The organism is Arcanobacterium pluranimalium (assembly GCF_016907845.1).
Classification (GTDB): domain Bacteria; phylum Actinomycetota; class Actinomycetes; order Actinomycetales; family Actinomycetaceae; genus Arcanobacterium_A; species Arcanobacterium_A pluranimalium.
This window is the reverse complement of record NZ_JAFBCS010000001.1, coordinates 915,392-931,514: the sequence shown is the minus strand read 5'-3', so window position 1 is coordinate 931,514 and position 16,123 is coordinate 915,392. Positions and strand designations below refer to the sequence as shown.

Sequence of the window (16,123 nt, the reverse complement as noted above, 5' to 3'; positions counted from 1 at the left end):
TCGTGTTGGTTTTTTATACCGGTCCTTGCCATTGGCCGTTGTGGTGGAAATCGGTCCAGTTCACTGCTGTTCCCCATCGCTGGATTTCTTCTTGGGCATGGTGGTGACTGGCTCGGGTGAACATGGCTTCGATTTGGCTATCCGTGTAGGTAGTTTCCAGTAACTGCGCTGGCGTGTTAGGAAACTCCGTGTGTTGATAACACCACCATAAAATCGTCTTGACCTGGTGATCGATCGGCATTCCACGATGCGATCTCAACACATGTCGTAAACGCGAGTTCAGGGATTCAATCAGGTTAGACGTTGCAGGAATCGGGTCATCATCAATACTCAGACTCGGATCAAGATAGGTAAATAACGTTCCATGACGTACCAGAGTATTAAGCGAATTTTTAGCACGAATAAGCCGTGCATGAGTGGGAACAATCTGACCGTTCGCAAGGCGAGTTTTCTCAGCAAGGAACGCCTTCCATGCCGTATTCCACACCGCTAACTGACCCATCCATGCAAGCGCTTCCTCACGCGTGTGGATGTGTAATAAGTCTTTCGCAAGACCATAAAGCTCAACACCAGCACGAGTACGTGGCCGGCTCGTGGTATAGCGCTTGACAGTGCTAAAAGCGTGAAAGACACAGCGTTGAATACGGGTAGTGGGCCATGAAATTTTCACAGCCGAAGCAATTCCTGGACCACCATCACATACAACAACATCTGGTGGTGCAATACGTGAAAACAATGCTTGCCACGCAGCCGTTGTCTCACGACGTGCTACATACCAGCCAAGAACATGTGTTTTCGTACAAGCGATCAGCACAACAAGTTTGCGTGACAGATATATCCCATCCACAAAAACCACGTGATGAACCTCCTCAACAACTGGACTCACTGGCCATAACTGCCAAAACTGGTGGAATCGACGCCGAGCATTTCGCCCCTGACCAGGCAGATCCCGATAACGCAGATCCGAGGTCACGAAATTGAGAAAAGCTGCGAAATAACGAGCAGTGACATCATTAGAACGACTTTGACTCGCCCGGCACGACGGACAACGGAATCGGGGCCGACCAGAACCACTCTTGCCCCACTTTTGGGTAACTGAACCACACAATGAACAACGAGGATTTCCCATACCCTCAAGTCAACCGAGTTCAAACCCTACTTTCACCCGCAATACCAACAAAAAACCAGGCCAAAACCAACACGAAATGTCCAACCAAAAACTCGAGCCAAACCGACTTCAAACCCGACTATTGCTTACCACACCAACAAAAACACACCCAAAAACCAACACGATTTGTCCTATAGCCCAATCTCGCCACAAAAATACAAAAATGTGGCTCCCACATTTGCGGGAGCCACACTTAATGCTTTGAAACCTTATGCTTCGCGCTTCTCTAGAGAACCACCAGCAGCTTCGATCTTCTCCTTTGCAGAAGCAGACCACGCATCAGCAGTTACCGAAACCTTCACAGAGATTTCACCGGTGCCGAGGATCTTCACAAGGTGCTTCGGGCGCACAGCACCCTTAGCCACGAGATCTTCAACAGTCACGGTGCCACCCTGAGGGAACAGCTCTGCCAACTTGTCCAAGTTAACTACCTGGTACTCAACACGAGCAGGGTTCTTGAATCCACGCAGCTTTGGAAGGCGCATGTGCATTGGCATCTGTCCACCTTCGAAACCTGCAGGCACCTGGTAGCGAGCCTTCGTGCCCTTGGTACCACGGCCAGCGGTCTTACCCTTGGAGCCCTCACCACGACCAACACGAGTACGAGCTTTCTTAGCTCCTGGTGCTGGACGAAGATCGTGAATCTTGAGAATATCGACGGATTCGGTCGTCTTCTTTTCTGACATCAGTCAACCTCCTCCACGGTAACAAGGTGTGCCACCGTACGAATCATTCCGCGCACAATCGGAGTATCCTCACGCACTACGGACTGATGAATCTTACGCAGACCGAGGGAACGCATGGTGTCCTTCTGGTTCTGCTTGGCGCCAACAAGGCCCTTCTTTTGCGTAATCTTCAGCATCATGCACCAACTCCTGCGGCAGCTGCCTCATTCTCTGCCTGCTGGGCAGCGATTTCAGCATCTTCGCGTTCCTTGGCTTCGTGCTCAGCGCGGGCGCGGAGCATCGATGCTGGAGCAACACGGTCAAGTGGGAGTCCACGGCGAGCAGCCACAGCCTCAGGCTGTTCGAGCTGCTTGAGCGCAGCAACTGCACCACGAACGATGTTGATCGCATTGGAAGAACCGAGCGACTTGCTCAGCACATCGTGAATGCCAGCGCACTCCATGAGAGCACGCACAGGACCACCAGCAATAACACCGGTACCAGCGGAAGCTGGGCGGAGCAAAACTACGCCAGCAGCATCCTCACCCTGAACGAGGTGTGGAATCGTTGTGCCAATACGTGGAACCTTGAAGAAATTCTTCTTAGCATCCTCAGTGCCCTTAGCAATTGCTGCGGGAACTTCCTTTGCCTTGCCGTAGCCAACACCAACGGTGCCATTGCCATCGCCAACCACTACAAGAGCGGTAAACGACATGCGGCGTCCACCTTTAACGGTCTTAGCAACACGGTTGATTGTAACGACGCGCTCGATGTAAGCGTTCTTCTCCTCGGCGCGACGATCGGTGCGACGGTCGCCACGGCGACCATCACGGCGGTCATTGCGCTCGTTGCGCTCTCCGCCATTTTCCGAGCCCTTGGCTCGTCCTCGCTGCTCTGCAGCCATCAGAATATCCTCTCGTTTTGCCTTATTACAGGGTCAGTCCGGCATCGCGTGCGCCGTCTGCTACTGCAGCAACGCGACCGTGGTACTTGTTACCGCCACGATCGAAGACGACGGCGGAAACGCCAGCTTCAATCGCGCGCTTTGCAACAAGCTCGCCAACTTCGCGTGCCTTGTCTACCTTGTTAGCTTCCTTCGCACGAAGTGAAGCTTCCAAAGACGAAGCGGACGCGATGGTCTTGCCTACGGTGTCGTCGATAACCTGCGCAACCATGTGACGGTTGGAGCGGGTAACGACGAGACGTGGACGCTCTGCGGTACCAGAAATGCGCTTGCGAAGGCGTGCATGACGACGTGCGCGAGCAACAAACTTGCCCTTGCCTTTGATTGATACTGCCATCACTTACCAGCCTTTCCAGCCTTGCGGCGGATAACTTCGTCAGCGTACTTAACGCCCTTACCCTTGTAAGGTTCAGGCTTACGAAGCTTACGAATACGCGCAGCCATTTCACCGACCTGCTGCTTGGAGATACCGCTCACTGCGAACTTGGTTGGGCCCTCCACTTCGAAAGTAATACCTTCCGGAGCCTCAACGAAAATCGTGTGCGAGTAACCGAGGGAAAATTCGAGATCCTTACCCTTTGCCACTACGCGGTAACCTGTACCAACAATCTCCATCGCCTTCTTGTAACCTTCGGTTACGCCGATGATGTTGTTGTTGATGAGAGTGCGAGTTAGACCGTGAAGCGAACGCGATACACGCTCGTCGTTCGGACGGGTAACTACAACTTGGTTATCCTCAAGAGCTACTTCGATCGGAGCAGGAACAGCCTGGGACAGTTCGCCCTTTGGCCCCTTAACGGTTACAACACCGTTATCGATCTTCACTTCTACGCCGCTAGGAATAGCGATAGGGAGCTTACCAATACGAGACATTGTATAACTCCTTTCGCTTACCAGACGTAGGCGAGGACTTCCCCACCTACACCCTTGTCCTTAGCCTCACGGTCAGTGAGGAGACCTGAAGATGTAGACAGAATTGCTACACCCAAGCCGCCGAGCACCTGAGGGAGGTTTGTTGACTTCGCGTAAACGCGAAGACCTGGCTTCGAAATACGGCGCAGACCAGCAAGCGAACGCTCGCGGTTTGGACCGAACTTCAAGTTGAGGATGAGGGTCTTTCCAACCTTGGCATCTTCAACTTCGTAATTTGCGATGTAACCCTCACGCTGGAGGATATCGGCGATATTCGCCTTCATCTTCGAGTACGGCATAGATACCGACTCGTGGAATGCCGAATTAGCATTCCGCAGACGCGTTAACATGTCTGCAATTGGGTCTGTCATAGACATCGGGCAAAGCCCTTTCTCGTCGTGGTTTCCTTTTCAGACCTACGACGTAGATTCTTACCAGCTGGACTTCTTGACGCCTGGGAGTTCGCCTCGCAGGGCCATCTCACGCAAGCAAACACGGCATAGACCGAACTTGCGGTACACCGAATGAGGGCGTCCACAACGCTGGCAGCGCGTGTATGCGCGAACAGCGAACTTCGGCTTGCGAGCAGCTTTAACTTTGAGTGCGGTTTTTGCCATCGTCAGTCCTCCTTGAATGGGAAACCAAGGTGACGCAGCAAAGCACGTCCCTCGTCGTCGTTCTTAGCGGTCGTGACGACGGTGATATCCATGCCACGAACGCGGTCGATCTTGTCCTGATCGATCTCATGGAACACAGACTGCTCGGTAAGACCGAACGTGTAGTTGCCATGACCATCGAACTGCTGTGCCGAGAGTCCGCGGAAATCGCGAATACGTGGCAAAGCGGTGGAAAGCAAACGATCGAGGAATTCCCACATGCGATCGCCGCGAAGCGTCACGTGTGCACCAATTGGCATGCCTTCACGCAACTTGAACTGTGCGATAGACTTGCGAGCCTTGGTGACCTGAGGCTTCTGACCGGTGATAACGGTGAGGTCAGCAACAGCGCCGTCGATGACTTTCGAGTCACGAGCAGCTTCGCCAACACCCATGTTAACGACGATCTTAACCAGACCAGCGGTCTCGTTAACGTTTGCGTAGTTGAACTCGTCCTGAAGCTTCGCGATGATCTCTTCGCGGTACTTCGCCTTTAGACGTGGTAGGACCTTATCGGTTGCGGTGCTCACAGCTCGATCTCCTCTCCCGCGCGACGACCAATACGCTCACGCATGATCTTCTTGCGGCCATTGCGCTCTACTTCGACCTCACGGTAGCCAACGCGAACTGGCTTCTTGTCTGGGCCGAGGAGGGCAACGTTAGAAATATGAATCGGAGCTTCTACAGTTTCCTTGCCACCGGTAGCTGCGCCACGATCAGTGCGGCCAACCTTGGTGTGCTTGGTAACCATCTGAGCATGCTCAACGATCACGCGATTCTTCTCAAGATCAACCTTAAGAACGCGACCGGTCTGGCCCTTGCTCCGACCTGCGATAACCTTTACGAGGTCACCCTTCTTGATCTTCGCCATCAGATTACCTCCGGTGCCAATGAAACGATACGCATAAACTTCTTATCGCGCAGCTCACGAGCTACGGGACCGAAGATACGCGTGCCGCGTGGTTCCGTGTCGTTCTTCAAAATAACGGCAGCGTTTTCACCGAAGCTGATGTACGAACCATCAGCGCGACGAGTTTCCTTCTTCGTGCGGACGACAACCGCCTTTACGACGTCGCCCTTCTTAACATTTCCGCCTGGAATAGCATCCTTGACGGTTGCGACGATAACGTCGCCAATTCCGGCGTAGCGCCGGCCGGATCCACCGAGAACACGAATGCAAAGAATTTCCTTTGCGCCTGTGTTATCAGCAATCTTGAGCCGCGACTCCTGCTGGATCATTTATTTTCTCCTGTCGTCGTGCCGGTTCTCGTTAAACGAGCCTTGCCGAACGGATGGTTTTAATCGGCCGGCAATTGTGCCGGCCGACAAAATCACTTAGCCTTCTCGATAATCTCAACCACGCGGAAGTGCTTGGTTGCAGATAAAGGTCGGGTTTCCATGATTTTAACGAGGTCACCTACGTGAACCTCATTATTTTCGTCATGGGCTTTGACGCGCTTGGTGCGGGTCATGACCTTTCCGTAAAGCGGATGCTTACGGCGATCTTCAACCTCGACCACAACGGTCTTATCCATTTTGTCACTAACCACGTATCCACGGCGAACCTTACGGTGATTTCGCTGTGTGGTTTCGGTCATTTCTTCGCTCACGTTAGACCTCACTTCTTAGCCGTTGGGGCGGTGCGAATTCCGAGCTCACGCTCACGGGCAATGGTGTAGATACGTGCAATATTGCGACGTACTTCCTTTAGTCGGCCGGAATCCTCAAGACGGTGGGTCACAGCCGAGAAACGAAGATTGAACAGTTCTTCCTTCGCTTCCTTGAGCTTTTCAGCAAGCTCACCATCGGTTAGCTTGTCCAGCTCTTCAGTGGTGATGCCCTTAGCCATCATTCACCATCCTCACGGGTTATGAAACGAGTCTTCATTGGGAGCTTGTGCATTGCACGGAGCATAGCTTCACGAGCGAGCTCCTCTGGAACGCCAGCCAGTTCGAACATAACGCGACCTGGCTTAACGTTTGCAATCCACGTCTCGACTGGGCCCTTACCGGAACCCATACGAAGACCGAGTGCTTTCTTGGTCAACGGGCGATCTGGGAAGATGTTAATCCACACCTTACCACCACGCTTAACGTGACGTGTCATGGCAATACGAGCGGCTTCGATCTGACGGTTCGTAATGTATGCAGGCTCAAGTGCCTGGATACCGTACTCACCAAAAGCCAACTTGTTGCCACCCTTGGACATGCCGTGGCGATCGGGGCGATGCTGCTTACGATGCTTTGTGCGGCGGGGAATGAGCATGAAACTCAGGCCTCCGTTTCCTGGGTAGTAGCTGGCTCGGTTGCTGGAGCTTCAGCGGTTGCTTCTACTGCAGCGTTCTCAGCCTGCTGGTTATTGCGAGGTCCACGATTGCCGCGCTCACCACGACGACCGCGACGCTCGTTGCGTCCACCGCGACCACCACGTGGTGCTTCGGCGAGCGAACGGAAGTATTCCTTCTCGGTCATGTCGCCACGGTAGATCCATACCTTCACACCAATGCGGCCGAAGGTGGTACGAGCCTCGTAAAAACCGTAATCAATATTTGCACGAAGCGTGTGCAGTGGCACACGGCCTTCGCGGTAGAACTCAGAGCGCGACATTTCAGCGCCACCGAGACGACCCGAACACTGGATTCGGATACCTTTCGCACCTGCGCGAAGCGCGGACTGCATGCCCTTGCGCATTGCGCGGCGGAACGAAACTCGGGACGAGAGTTGCTCAGCAATTCCCTGTGCTACGAGCTGTGCATCAGCTTCAGGATTCTTCACTTCGAGAATGTTGAGCTGCACCGACTTACCGGTGAGCTTCTCGAGATCCTGACGCAGACGGTCAGCTTCTGCACCGCGGCGTCCAATAACGATACCTGGACGAGCAGTGTGGATATCAACCACAACACGCTCGGTACGGCGCTCGATATTGACGCGGGAAATGCCCGCACGCTCGAGGTTCTTTTCCATTAGGCGACGGATCTTGATGTCCTCGCCCAAGTAGTCAGCGTAACGCTGGCCTTGCTTCGTCGAATCAGCGAACCACTTCGAACGGTGATCAGTTGTGATACCTAGACGGAAACCAGTTGGATTTACTTTTTGTCCCACAATCAGGCTCCCTTCTCGTTCTTGCCATCGCTGACAATAACGGTGATGTGGCTTGTACGCTTCAGGATGCGATTCGCGCGGCCCTGTGCGCGTGGCTGAATACGCTTCATAGTTGGACCCTCGTCAACGTAAGCAGCGGAAACCTTGAGGTCGGCTTCGTCGAAACGAACGCCGTCCTGCTCAGCACGGTAACGTGCATTCGCAATAGCGGATTCCAAAATCTTCTTTACGTCGCGAGCGACAGCCTGTGGTGCGTACTGCAGCACGTCGACGGCATCCAGTGCACGCTTTCCGCGGATTTCATTAACCACGCGGCGCGACTTCTGGGGCGTGACGCGCACAAATCGTGCTTGCGCCTTAGCTTCCATAATTTTGCCTATCTCTTTCTCGTGCTACGTGCCTCAGCGGCGACGGCCCTTGCGATCGTCCTTCTCATGACCCTTGAAGGTACGAGTTGGAGCGAATTCGCCCAACTTGTGACCCACCATGGATTCAGAAACAAACACTGGAACGTGCTTGCGTCCGTCATGAACTGCGAAGGTGTGACCGAGGAAGTCCGGTGTAATGATTGACCGGCGCGACCAGGTCTTAATGACGTTCTTAGTACCCTTTTCGTTCTGCTCGTCCACCTTCTTCATGAGGTGTTCGTCAACGAATGGGCCTTTCTTCAAACTACGCGGCATTGCTCATCTCCTCCTGATCAGCGCTTCTTGCCAGTCTTGCGACGGCGCACAATGAGCTTGTCGCTGGGCTTGTTAGGATGACGGGTGCGGCCTTCCTTCTGACCCCAAGGTGAGACTGGGTGACGACCACCGGAAGTCTTACCTTCACCACCACCGTGTGGGTGGTCAACAGGGTTCATGACGACGCCGCGGACGGTTGGGCGAACGCCCTTCCAGCGCATACGTCCTGCCTTGCCCCAGTTGATGTTAGACTGCTCAGCATTTCCAACTTCACCAACGGTTGCGCGGCAACGGGCGTCAACGTTGCGGATTTCTCCAGATGGCATACGCAACTGAGCGTACTTGCCTTCCTTTGCAACGAGCTGCACCGATGCGCCAGCAGAACGTGCGATCTTTGCACCGCCACCTGGACGAAGCTCAACAGCGTGAACAACCGTACCAACTGGAATATTACGCAGTGGGAGGTTGTTGCCTGGCTTGATGTCGGCCGAAGGACCGTTTTCAATCATCATGCCCTGCTTGAGGTTCTCTGGAGCCAGGATGTAACGCTTCTCGCCGTCCACGTAGTGGAGCAGCGCAATACGAGCGGTACGGTTTGGATCGTACTCAATATGAGCAACGCGAGCCGGGATACCATCCTTGTCGTGACGACGGAAGTCGATCACGCGGTACTGGCGCTTGTGTCCGCCACCCTTGTGACGAGTGGTGATGCGACCATTGTTGTTACGGCCACCAGTCTTGTGTAGTGGGCGAAGAAGCGACTTCTCAGGCGTAGACCGAGTGATCTCGACGAAGTCGGCAACGCTCGCACCGCGACGACCTGGTGTCGTCGGCTTGTACTTACGAATTCCCATGAGTTCTTATCCTCAATATCCTCGCCGGCTTCAGCCGACGATCTCGCCGTAGATGTCGATCGTGCCCTCGCGGAGGGTAACGATTGCTCGCTTGGTAGCCTTACGACGACCAATACCATCGCGGGTCCGGCGGGTCTTACCTGCACGATTAATCGTGTTTACCGAATCAACCTTGACGTTGAAAATCTTCTCGATAGCGAGCTTGATTTCCGTCTTGTTTGCGCTCGGGTGCACGAAGAACGTGTACTTACCTTCATCCTCAAGACGAGTGGCTTTTTCAGAAGCTACTGGTGCAAGAATGATGTCTCGCGGATCTTTGTTCTTGAAAGCTGCGTATGAATCAGTCACTTCGTCTCCTCCTTGGAGTTGGCGCCAACCCAAGCTTCGAGGGCGGCCTCAGTGAAGATCACATCATCAGCAACGAGAACATCGTACGAGTTCAACTGGTCGCCGTAAATGCTGTGAACCTCTGGAACGTTACGGAGCGAAAGCACGTTAACGTCGTCTTCACGTCCAAGAACCACAAGTGCGCGGCGTCCTTCATTAACCTTGGCGAGAAGCTTGATAGCTGCCTTGGTCGATGGAGTGTCCGAATCAACGAAGCCTTTCACAACGTGCACGCGACCGTTACGGGCGCGATCTGAAAGCGACTGACGAAGTGCAGCAGCAATCATCTTCTTAGGAGTACGCTGCGAGTAATCGCGTGGCTGTGGACCATGAACGATACCGCCACCAGTGAAGTGTGGAGCGCGGATCGAACCCTGACGAGCGCGACCGGTTCCCTTCTGCTTGAAAGGCTTCACGCCACCACCGCGAACTTCGCCGCGGGTCTTGGTCTTGTGCGTGCCCTGGCGTGCAGCTGCAAGCTGAGCAGTAACAACCTGGTGAATAAGTGGAATGTTTGCGTCTACGTCGAAAAGCGCAGATGGAAGAGTAACCGAACCGGCTTTCTCTCCTGCGTAATCGAGGACGTCAACCTTGAAGTCTGCCATTAAAATCAGGCTCCCTTCACGGCAGTGCGGATCACGACAAGACCGCCCTTGTTACCTGGGATTGCTCCCTTAACAAGAATGAGATTGTTCTCAGCGTCAATTGCGTGAATGGTCAGGTTCTGAACGGTCACGCGAGCGTTACCCATGCGGCCCGCCATACGCATTCCACGGAATACGCGCGACGGCGTAGCACAAGCACCGATCGAACCAGGCTTACGGTGGTTACGGTGAGCACCGTGGGAAGCTGAAACGCCCGCGAATCCGTGACGCTTCATAACTCCAGCGAAGCCTTTACCCTTTGACTTACCAATAACGTCAACGGTTTGACCTGCTTCAAAAGTGTCCACACCGAGTTCTTGACCAAGGGAGTACTCCCCTGCGTCAGATGTACGAATTTCTGCAACATGACGACGAGGTGCAACGCCAGCCTTGTCAAAATGACCCTGGAGTGGCTTCGTCACGTTCTTTGCCTTCAGCTCGCCAGATGCGATCTGAACTGCTTCATAACCGTCTACCTCAGATGTACGAACCTGGGTGACTACGTTCTTACCAACTCGCACAACGGTGACTGGAATGAGGTTAGCTTCCTCGTCCCATACCTGCGTCATGCCGAGCTTGGTGCCGAGCAGAGCCTTAACTGGCTTTGCTACAGCTGCTTGGATGTTCTTTACCATAATGCGTTACCTCAGAGCTTGATCTCGACGCTGACGTCTGCTGGAAGATCCAGACGACGCAGGGTGTCAATTGTCTTCAGGGTCGGATCAACGATGTCGATGAGTCGCTTATGCGTACGCATTTCGAACTGCTCACGACTGTCCTTGTATTTGTGGGGCGAGCGAATGACTGTGAATACGTTCTTCTCAGTCGGCAACGGCACCGGTCCCACAACCGACGCTCCAGTACGGGTAACTTCGTCGACGAGCTTTTTCGCTGCACTGTCGATGACCTCATGGTCATAAGACTTCAGACGGATGCGGATTTTTTGTCCCGCCATGGCGTCGTCTCCCTCTCTCTACCGCGGTAACACCGAAACCCGCATTCGGGCGTGTCGCGCGAAAAGATACAACGTCAAGCCCTATGCAGTTTTGGTGAACCTCTTTAATGTACCGAAGTGCGAATGCCACTTCGGCCAAGTTCATAACTCGGCTAATTCCGAGCAACTTAATTAGTATGCCAAATCTTATTGACCAGCGGCAAGTTTAATACTTGTTTGGTGGCCTAACCCACGTCAAGCGACGCCGGCTCCAATTTAGCTCCTCAGTGAGCATACCGAGCTTTGGCATTTTTAGCTAGACGCATACGAGTGAGACCGTACACATTCACACCAACGCTACCCCACCGGCGTTGCGAAACTCGCAAGCACCGTCGTGCAAACATTTCCCCACCGACGTCGCACCAACACTACCCTACCGACGTCGCGAAACGTGCTGAAGCGACCACAACACAAAAGTGGGCTCCGCAGCAAAACTGCGAAGCCCACTTAAGAGTTATCTAATCAGTTCATCACTTGATGATCTTGATAACGCGGCCTGAACCAACGGTGTGGCCACCCTCGCGGATAGCGAAGCCGAGGCCCTCTTCCATAGCGATTGGCTGGATGAGCTCAACAACCATCTCGGTGTTGTCGCCAGGCATAACCATTTCGGTACCCTCTGGAAGGGTGATAACGCCGGTAACGTCCGTGGTACGGAAGTAGAACTGTGGGCGGTAGTTCGAGAAGAATGGGTTGTGGCGTCCGCCTTCTTCCTTCTTCAGAACGTAAACCTGAGCTTCGAACTCCGTGTGAGGAGTGATCGAACCTGGCTTAGCAATAACCTGTCCACGCTCAACTTCGTCACGCTTGGTGCCACGAAGAAGAAGTCCACAGTTTTCGCCAGCGTCTGCGTGATCCATCGACTTGTGGAACATTTCGATACCGGTAACGGTGGTCTTCTGCGGTGCACGGATACCGAGGATTTCAATTTCCTCGTTGAGGTTGAGCATACCGCGCTCAACACGACCGGTAACAACGGTTCCACGACCAGTGATGGTGAAAACGTCTTCGATCGGCATGAGGAATGGCTTCTCGAGATCGCGAACTGGATCTGGGAAGTACTCGTCAACCTGATCCATGAGCTCTTCAACGGAAGCAACCCACTTGGCATCGCCTTCAAGAGCCTTGAGAGCGGAAACCTGAACAACTGGGGCGTTGTCGCCGTCGAACTCCTGCGAGGAGAGGAGGTCACGGACTTCCATCTCAACGAGCTCGAGGATTTCTTCGTCGTCAACCATATCGGACTTGTTCAGTGCAACGATGAGGTTTGGAACGCCAACCTGGCGAGCAAGAAGAACGTGCTCGCGGGTCTGAGCCATTGGACCGTCGGTAGCAGCAACCACGAGGATTGCGCCGTCCATCTGAGCAGCGCCGGTAATCATGTTCTTGATGTAATCGGCGTGGCCTGGAGCGTCAACGTGTGCGTAGTGACGCTTTTCGGTCTGGTACTCAACGTGGGAAACGTTAATGGTAATACCACGCTGGCGCTCTTCTGGAGCGTTATCAACCTGATCGAACGGGGTGAACTCGTTCAGATCTGGGTACTTGTCTGCAAGTACCTTGGTGATAGCTGCGGTAAGGGTTGTCTTACCATGGTCGACGTGACCGATGGTGCCGATATTCATATGCGGCTTGGACTTGTCGTACTTGGCCTTGGCCACTTGTGCCCTCCTGGGACTCGGGTAGTGTCTTTCAGCTTCTAGAATTTAGTGCTTGCGCACAAATCCATGGCTAAATGAATCCTACTGGTTTAATTGTATTCTTGTAAATTTAACCTGCTGGCTCATTCGCCACGGGTCTTCTGAATGATTTCGTCGGCAACAGCCTTCGGAACCTCTTGGTACTTCGCGAACTGCATCGTGTACACTGCGCGACCTTGCGTCTTTGAACGCAAATCGCCAACGTAACCGAACATTTCGGAAAGTGGAACATGAGCACGCACGATCTTGACACCGGTAGCGTCCTCCATCGAGGCAATCTGTCCACGGCGGGAGTTCAGATCGCCGATGACGTCGCCCATGTACTCTTCAGGAGTACGTACCTCCACGTCCATCACTGGTTCGAGGATAACCGGCTTAGCGCGCTTAGCGCCCTCACGGAATACCATCTGTCCAGCGATCTTGAACGCCATTTCGGAGGAATCGACGTCGTGGTAAGCGCCGTCTTCGAGGGTAGCCTTAACGCCTACCATCGGGAAGCCTGCGAGCACACCGTTCTCCATTGCTGCTTGAATACCAGCATCAACAGATGGAATGTACTCACGAGGAACGCGGCCGCCTGTAACGGCGTCAACAAACTCGTAGGTTGTACCTTCCTCGTTCTCTTCGAGTGGCTCGAAAGTCACGAGAACCTTAGCGAACTGGCCAGAACCACCAGTCTGCTTCTTGTGGGTGTATTCGATCTTCTCAGCCTTAGCGCGAATGGTTTCGCGGTAAGCAACCATTGGCGCGCCAACGTTTGCTTCGACCTTGAATTCACGACGCATACGATCCACGAGAATATCGAGGTGGAGCTCGCCCATACCGCCAATAACGGTCTGACCAGTCTCGTCATCAAGCTTAACAGAGAATGTTGGATCTTCTTCAGCAAGCTTCTGAATTGCAATGCCGAGCTTCTCCTGATCGCCCTTCGACTTAGGCTCAATTGCCACGTGAATAACTGGATCTGGGAAGGTCATCGACTCAAGTGAAATCGGATGAGCAGGATCGCACAAGGTGTCACCCGTGGTGGTGTCTTTCAGACCCACAACTGCGTAGATGTGGCCAGCATGTGCTACATCTACTGGGTTTTCCTTGTTCGAGTGCATCTGGAAGATCTTTCCAATGCGCTCTTTCTTACCCTTAGTTGCATTCAGCGTTGCTGAGCCAGACTCGATCTTGCCCGAGTAGACGCGAATGTAGGTAAGACGACCGAAGAACGGGTGAACAGCAATCTTGAATGCGAGTGCGGAGAAAGGCTCTTTCTCGTCAGCTTCGCGGGTAAGGTGCTTTTCGTCGTCGGAAGGATCAACGCCCTTAACTGCCTCGATGTCGAGTGGTGACGGAAGGAAGTCAACGACTGCGTCGAGCATTGGCTGCACGCCGATGTTCTTGTACGCCGAACCACAGTAAACTGGGAAGATATCACCAGCGATGGTCATCTTGCGGATGGCCTTCTTGAGTTCTGCGATCGAGATTTCCTCGCCGCCGAAGAACTTCTCCAAGAGAGCGTCATCAGTTTCCGCAACGGTTTCGATGAGCTTTGCTCGGTATTCTTCGGCCTGTTCGAGCATGTCCGCTGGGATTTCTTCCTCAACGACGACGGAACCGTGGGTCTTGTTGCCCTTGTCGTCCTCAGTTGGGAAGCGAATCGCCTTCATGGTGAGCAGATCGATAACACCTGAAAGGGTCGATTCTGCACCAATTGGGAGCTGCATCACGAGCGGAGTAGCGTGCAAACGCTCTTCAATGGTACGTACTGAGAAGTAGAAGTCCGCACCCATCTTGTCCATCTTGTTGATGAAGCAGATACGTGGAACGTTGTACTTATCAGCCTGACGCCATACGGTCTCAGACTGTGGCTCTACACCCTCTTTACCGTCGAACACAGCCACAGCACCGTCGAGAACGCGCAAGGAGCGCTCTACCTCAACGGTGAAGTCGACGTGTCCTGGGGTGTCGATGATGTTGATCTGCGTACCTTTCCAGAAAGAGGTAACAGCGGCCGAGGTAATCGTGATGCCGCGTTCCTTTTCCTGTTCCATCCAGTCGGTGGTTGAAGCACCGTCGTGGGTTTCGCCGATCTTGTAGTTGATGCCGGTGTAGAACAGAATGCGCTCGGTGACGGTGGTCTTACCAGCGTCAATGTGCGCCATAATTCCAATATTACGGACCTTCTTGAGGTCAGAAAGCACTTCCAGTGCCATATAGGTCTCTCTTCTTTAATTGAAGGTAGCTTGAAAGCAACCTTGTTTTTACCAGCGGTAGTGTGCGAAGGCGCGGTTCGATTCAGCCATGCGGTGCATGTCTTCACGACGCTTAACAGCGGCGCCTAGTCCGTTAGCGGCATCCATGATTTCATTCTGGAGACGCTCGAGCATGGTGTTCTCTCGACGCTGACGCGAGAAATCTACGAGCCAACGGAGAGCGAGAGTATTGGCACGGCCAGGCTTAACCTCAACCGGAACCTGGTACGTTGCGCCACCAACACGGCGGGAACGCACTTCTAGCTGTGGACGAATGTTGTCCATCGCGCGCTTGAGAACGGCGATTGGATCCTGTCCGGTCTTTTCTGCAACTGCAGCCAGCGCACCATAGACGATGCGTTCAGCGGTGGACTTCTTACCATCAAGAAGAACACGGTTGATGAGCTGAGTTACGAGAGTTGAACCATGAACTGGATCAGCAATGAGTGGGCGCTTACGAGCGGGACCCTTACGTGGCATTACTTCTTCTCCTTCTTCGCACCGTACTTGGAACGTCCCTGCGAACGGTTCTTGACACCCTGGGTATCAAGAGCACCACGCACGATGTGGTAGCGGACACCAGGAAGATCCTTCACACGACCACCGCGAACGAGAACGATCGAGTGCTCCTGAAGATTGTGACCTTCACCTGGGATGTATGCCGTGACCTCGATACCGGAGGACAAACGAACACGGGCGACCTTACGAAGCGCCGAGTTAGGCTTCTTCGGTGTAGTGGTGTAGACGCGGGTGCAAACTCCACGACGCTGCGGGCTCTTTTTGAGAGCTGGCGTGTTGGAGGCACTAACCTTGCTGCTGCGGCCCTTACGAACCAGCTGCTGAATAGTTGGCACTATTTCTCCTGTTTAACTATTTCTTTTCGTCGAACTGCCCGCCTGCTCGAATGAACCTGCGGTTGGAGAGGACACCGTTCCCCTCCCAACGTCTAAAGACCCTTCATCCGACACACTCTTCGCCTAAATTGCAACTACGAAAGCGAAGTATCGGTTTAGCAACGTGAAGGACCCTAGAACGGGCACCAACGTTAAGACTAACGTTTTAGCGGTAAAACAGTCAAAGACAGAGCACAAATTGCAAACGTGGCACTACACACATTCGGCGTGTAGTGCCACGTTTAGAGTTGGAATGATC

Annotated in this window: 26 protein-coding genes; all 26 read right to left on the bottom strand. The window is 53.6% G+C overall.

Features of this window, described 5'->3' with window-relative positions:
• Positions 1-13 precede the first annotated feature (13 nt).
• Positions 14-1,129: an IS1249 family transposase gene (locus JOD55_RS03945; protein WP_204398790.1), complete on the bottom strand. Its 1,116-nt coding sequence runs from the start codon at positions 1,127-1,129 to the stop codon at positions 14-16.
• A gap of 248 nt (positions 1,130-1,377) precedes the next feature.
• Positions 1,378-1,854, bottom strand: coding sequence for a 50S ribosomal protein L15 (gene rplO / locus JOD55_RS03940; protein WP_131278879.1), 477 nt, complete (start codon positions 1,852-1,854; stop codon positions 1,378-1,380).
• On the bottom strand, positions 1,854-2,033 hold the full coding sequence (rpmD, locus tag JOD55_RS03935) for a 50S ribosomal protein L30 (RefSeq protein WP_131278881.1): 180 nt from the start codon (positions 2,031-2,033) through the stop codon (positions 1,854-1,856). The genes rplO and rpmD overlap by 1 nt, the downstream gene beginning before the upstream one ends.
• Complete coding sequence (rpsE, locus tag JOD55_RS03930) at positions 2,030-2,737, bottom strand: 30S ribosomal protein S5 (protein WP_131278883.1); 708 nt, start codon at positions 2,735-2,737, stop codon at positions 2,030-2,032. Before rpsE ends, rpmD begins: the two co-directional genes overlap by 4 nt.
• 25 nt (positions 2,738-2,762) lie before the next feature.
• The gene (gene rplR / locus JOD55_RS03925) at positions 2,763-3,134 is read right to left on the bottom strand and encodes a 50S ribosomal protein L18 (RefSeq protein ID WP_131278885.1); all 372 of its coding nucleotides are present in this window, start codon (positions 3,132-3,134) and stop codon (positions 2,763-2,765) included.
• Positions 3,134-3,670, bottom strand: a complete 537-nt coding sequence (gene rplF / locus JOD55_RS03920; protein WP_131278887.1) for a 50S ribosomal protein L6 — start codon at positions 3,668-3,670, stop codon at positions 3,134-3,136. Before rplF ends, rplR begins: the two co-directional genes overlap by 1 nt.
• A 17-nt stretch (positions 3,671-3,687) precedes the next feature.
• On the bottom strand, positions 3,688-4,086 hold the full coding sequence (gene rpsH, locus JOD55_RS03915) for a 30S ribosomal protein S8 (RefSeq protein WP_131278889.1): 399 nt from the start codon (positions 4,084-4,086) through the stop codon (positions 3,688-3,690).
• Between the two features lie 54 nt (positions 4,087-4,140).
• Positions 4,141-4,326, bottom strand: a complete 186-nt coding sequence (locus tag JOD55_RS03910) for a type Z 30S ribosomal protein S14 (protein ID WP_131278891.1) — start codon at positions 4,324-4,326, stop codon at positions 4,141-4,143.
• Between the two features lie 2 nt (positions 4,327-4,328).
• Positions 4,329-4,895 carry a 50S ribosomal protein L5 gene (rplE, locus tag JOD55_RS03905; RefSeq protein ID WP_204398789.1) on the bottom strand — a complete coding sequence of 189 codons (567 nt, stop codon included), beginning with the start codon at positions 4,893-4,895 and terminating at the stop codon, positions 4,329-4,331.
• Positions 4,892-5,236: a 50S ribosomal protein L24 gene (gene rplX, locus JOD55_RS03900; RefSeq protein ID WP_131278895.1), complete on the bottom strand. Its 345-nt coding sequence runs from the start codon at positions 5,234-5,236 to the stop codon at positions 4,892-4,894. Before rplX ends, rplE begins: the two co-directional genes overlap by 4 nt.
• Positions 5,236-5,604: a 50S ribosomal protein L14 gene (rplN, locus tag JOD55_RS03895; RefSeq protein WP_131278897.1), complete on the bottom strand. Its 369-nt coding sequence runs from the start codon at positions 5,602-5,604 to the stop codon at positions 5,236-5,238. Before rplN ends, rplX begins: the two co-directional genes overlap by 1 nt.
• A 92-nt stretch (positions 5,605-5,696) precedes the next feature.
• On the bottom strand, positions 5,697-5,963 hold the full coding sequence (gene rpsQ / locus JOD55_RS03890) for a 30S ribosomal protein S17 (RefSeq protein WP_131279557.1): 267 nt from the start codon (positions 5,961-5,963) through the stop codon (positions 5,697-5,699).
• 20 nt (positions 5,964-5,983) lie between these two features.
• Positions 5,984-6,217: a 50S ribosomal protein L29 gene (gene rpmC, locus JOD55_RS03885; RefSeq protein ID WP_239538962.1), complete on the bottom strand. Its 234-nt coding sequence runs from the start codon at positions 6,215-6,217 to the stop codon at positions 5,984-5,986.
• Complete coding sequence (gene rplP / locus JOD55_RS03880) at positions 6,214-6,630, bottom strand: 50S ribosomal protein L16 (protein ID WP_131278901.1); 417 nt, start codon at positions 6,628-6,630, stop codon at positions 6,214-6,216. The genes rpmC and rplP overlap by 4 nt, the downstream gene beginning before the upstream one ends.
• 5 nt (positions 6,631-6,635) lie before the next feature.
• Positions 6,636-7,466, bottom strand: coding sequence for a 30S ribosomal protein S3 (gene rpsC / locus JOD55_RS03875; RefSeq protein WP_204398788.1), 831 nt, complete (start codon positions 7,464-7,466; stop codon positions 6,636-6,638).
• 2 nt (positions 7,467-7,468) lie between these two features.
• Positions 7,469-7,834, bottom strand: a complete 366-nt coding sequence (gene rplV / locus JOD55_RS03870; protein WP_131278905.1) for a 50S ribosomal protein L22 — start codon at positions 7,832-7,834, stop codon at positions 7,469-7,471.
• Between the two features lie 33 nt (positions 7,835-7,867).
• Positions 7,868-8,149 (bottom strand): 30S ribosomal protein S19, encoded by a 282-nt coding sequence (gene rpsS, locus JOD55_RS03865; RefSeq protein WP_131278907.1) that lies wholly within the window; start codon positions 8,147-8,149, stop codon positions 7,868-7,870.
• A 17-nt stretch (positions 8,150-8,166) separates the two neighbouring features.
• Positions 8,167-9,003: a 50S ribosomal protein L2 gene (gene rplB / locus JOD55_RS03860; RefSeq protein WP_204398787.1), complete on the bottom strand. Its 837-nt coding sequence runs from the start codon at positions 9,001-9,003 to the stop codon at positions 8,167-8,169.
• A gap of 30 nt (positions 9,004-9,033) precedes the next feature.
• Positions 9,034-9,351, bottom strand: a complete 318-nt coding sequence (rplW, locus tag JOD55_RS03855) for a 50S ribosomal protein L23 (RefSeq protein WP_204398786.1) — start codon at positions 9,349-9,351, stop codon at positions 9,034-9,036.
• Entirely contained in the window at positions 9,348-9,995 is a 648-nt protein-coding gene (rplD, locus tag JOD55_RS03850) for a 50S ribosomal protein L4 (RefSeq protein WP_204398785.1), read from the bottom strand. Before rplD ends, rplW begins: the two co-directional genes overlap by 4 nt.
• Before the next feature lie 5 nt (positions 9,996-10,000).
• A complete protein-coding gene (gene rplC / locus JOD55_RS03845; RefSeq protein ID WP_204398784.1) occupies positions 10,001-10,669 on the bottom strand; it encodes a 50S ribosomal protein L3 in 669 nt (222 codons plus the stop codon).
• An 11-nt stretch (positions 10,670-10,680) separates the two neighbouring features.
• Positions 10,681-10,989 (bottom strand): 30S ribosomal protein S10, encoded by a 309-nt coding sequence (gene rpsJ / locus JOD55_RS03840; RefSeq protein WP_034232511.1) that lies wholly within the window; start codon positions 10,987-10,989, stop codon positions 10,681-10,683.
• Positions 10,990-11,498: 509 nt separating this feature from the next.
• A complete protein-coding gene (tuf, locus tag JOD55_RS03835; RefSeq protein WP_204398783.1) occupies positions 11,499-12,689 on the bottom strand; it encodes an elongation factor Tu in 1,191 nt (396 codons plus the stop codon).
• A 122-nt stretch (positions 12,690-12,811) separates the two neighbouring features.
• A complete protein-coding gene (gene fusA / locus JOD55_RS03830) occupies positions 12,812-14,932 on the bottom strand; it encodes an elongation factor G (RefSeq protein WP_204398782.1) in 2,121 nt (706 codons plus the stop codon).
• Between the two features lie 48 nt (positions 14,933-14,980).
• On the bottom strand, positions 14,981-15,451 hold the full coding sequence (rpsG, locus tag JOD55_RS03825) for a 30S ribosomal protein S7 (protein WP_131278921.1): 471 nt from the start codon (positions 15,449-15,451) through the stop codon (positions 14,981-14,983).
• Positions 15,451-15,825 carry a 30S ribosomal protein S12 gene (gene rpsL / locus JOD55_RS03820; protein ID WP_131278923.1) on the bottom strand — a complete coding sequence of 125 codons (375 nt, stop codon included), beginning with the start codon at positions 15,823-15,825 and terminating at the stop codon, positions 15,451-15,453. The genes rpsG and rpsL overlap by 1 nt, the downstream gene beginning before the upstream one ends.
• Between the last annotated feature and the right edge of the window lie 298 nt (positions 15,826-16,123).

Coding starts and splice junctions, on each gene's coding strand:
- JOD55_RS03945 (WP_204398790.1), bottom strand. CDS start 1,129: ATGGGAAATCCTCGTTGTTCATTGTGTGGTTCAGTTACCCAAAAGTGG.
- rplO (WP_131278879.1), bottom strand. CDS start 1,854: ATGTCAGAAAAGAAGACGACCGAATCCGTCGATATTCTCAAGATTCAC.
- rpmD (WP_131278881.1), bottom strand. CDS start 2,033: ATGATGCTGAAGATTACGCAAAAGAAGGGCCTTGTTGGCGCCAAGCAG.
- rpsE (WP_131278883.1), bottom strand. CDS start 2,737: ATGGCTGCAGAGCAGCGAGGACGAGCCAAGGGCTCGGAAAATGGCGGA.
- rplR (WP_131278885.1), bottom strand. CDS start 3,134: ATGGCAGTATCAATCAAAGGCAAGGGCAAGTTTGTTGCTCGCGCACGT.
- rplF (WP_131278887.1), bottom strand. CDS start 3,670: ATGTCTCGTATTGGTAAGCTCCCTATCGCTATTCCTAGCGGCGTAGAA.
- rpsH (WP_131278889.1), bottom strand. CDS start 4,086: ATGTCTATGACAGACCCAATTGCAGACATGTTAACGCGTCTGCGGAAT.
- JOD55_RS03910 (WP_131278891.1), bottom strand. CDS start 4,326: ATGGCAAAAACCGCACTCAAAGTTAAAGCTGCTCGCAAGCCGAAGTTC.
- rplX (WP_131278895.1), bottom strand. CDS start 5,236: ATGGCGAAGATCAAGAAGGGTGACCTCGTAAAGGTTATCGCAGGTCGG.
- rplN (WP_131278897.1), bottom strand. CDS start 5,604: ATGATCCAGCAGGAGTCGCGGCTCAAGATTGCTGATAACACAGGCGCA.
- rpsQ (WP_131279557.1), bottom strand. CDS start 5,963: ATGACCGAAACCACACAGCGAAATCACCGTAAGGTTCGCCGTGGATAC.
- rpmC (WP_239538962.1), bottom strand. CDS start 6,217: ATGATGGCTAAGGGCATCACCACTGAAGAGCTGGACAAGCTAACCGAT.
- rplP (WP_131278901.1), bottom strand. CDS start 6,630: ATGCTCATTCCCCGCCGCACAAAGCATCGTAAGCAGCATCGCCCCGAT.
- rplV (WP_131278905.1), bottom strand. CDS start 7,834: ATGGAAGCTAAGGCGCAAGCACGATTTGTGCGCGTCACGCCCCAGAAG.
- rpsS (WP_131278907.1), bottom strand. CDS start 8,149: ATGCCGCGTAGTTTGAAGAAAGGCCCATTCGTTGACGAACACCTCATG.
- rplB (WP_204398787.1), bottom strand. CDS start 9,003: ATGGGAATTCGTAAGTACAAGCCGACGACACCAGGTCGTCGCGGTGCG.
- rplD (WP_204398785.1), bottom strand. CDS start 9,995: ATGGCAGACTTCAAGGTTGACGTCCTCGATTACGCAGGAGAGAAAGCC.
- rplC (WP_204398784.1), bottom strand. CDS start 10,669: ATGGTAAAGAACATCCAAGCAGCTGTAGCAAAGCCAGTTAAGGCTCTG.
- rpsJ (WP_034232511.1), bottom strand. CDS start 10,989: ATGGCGGGACAAAAAATCCGCATCCGTCTGAAGTCTTATGACCATGAG.
- fusA (WP_204398782.1), bottom strand. CDS start 14,932: ATGGCACTGGAAGTGCTTTCTGACCTCAAGAAGGTCCGTAATATTGGA.
- rpsG (WP_131278921.1), bottom strand. CDS start 15,451: ATGCCACGTAAGGGTCCCGCTCGTAAGCGCCCACTCATTGCTGATCCA.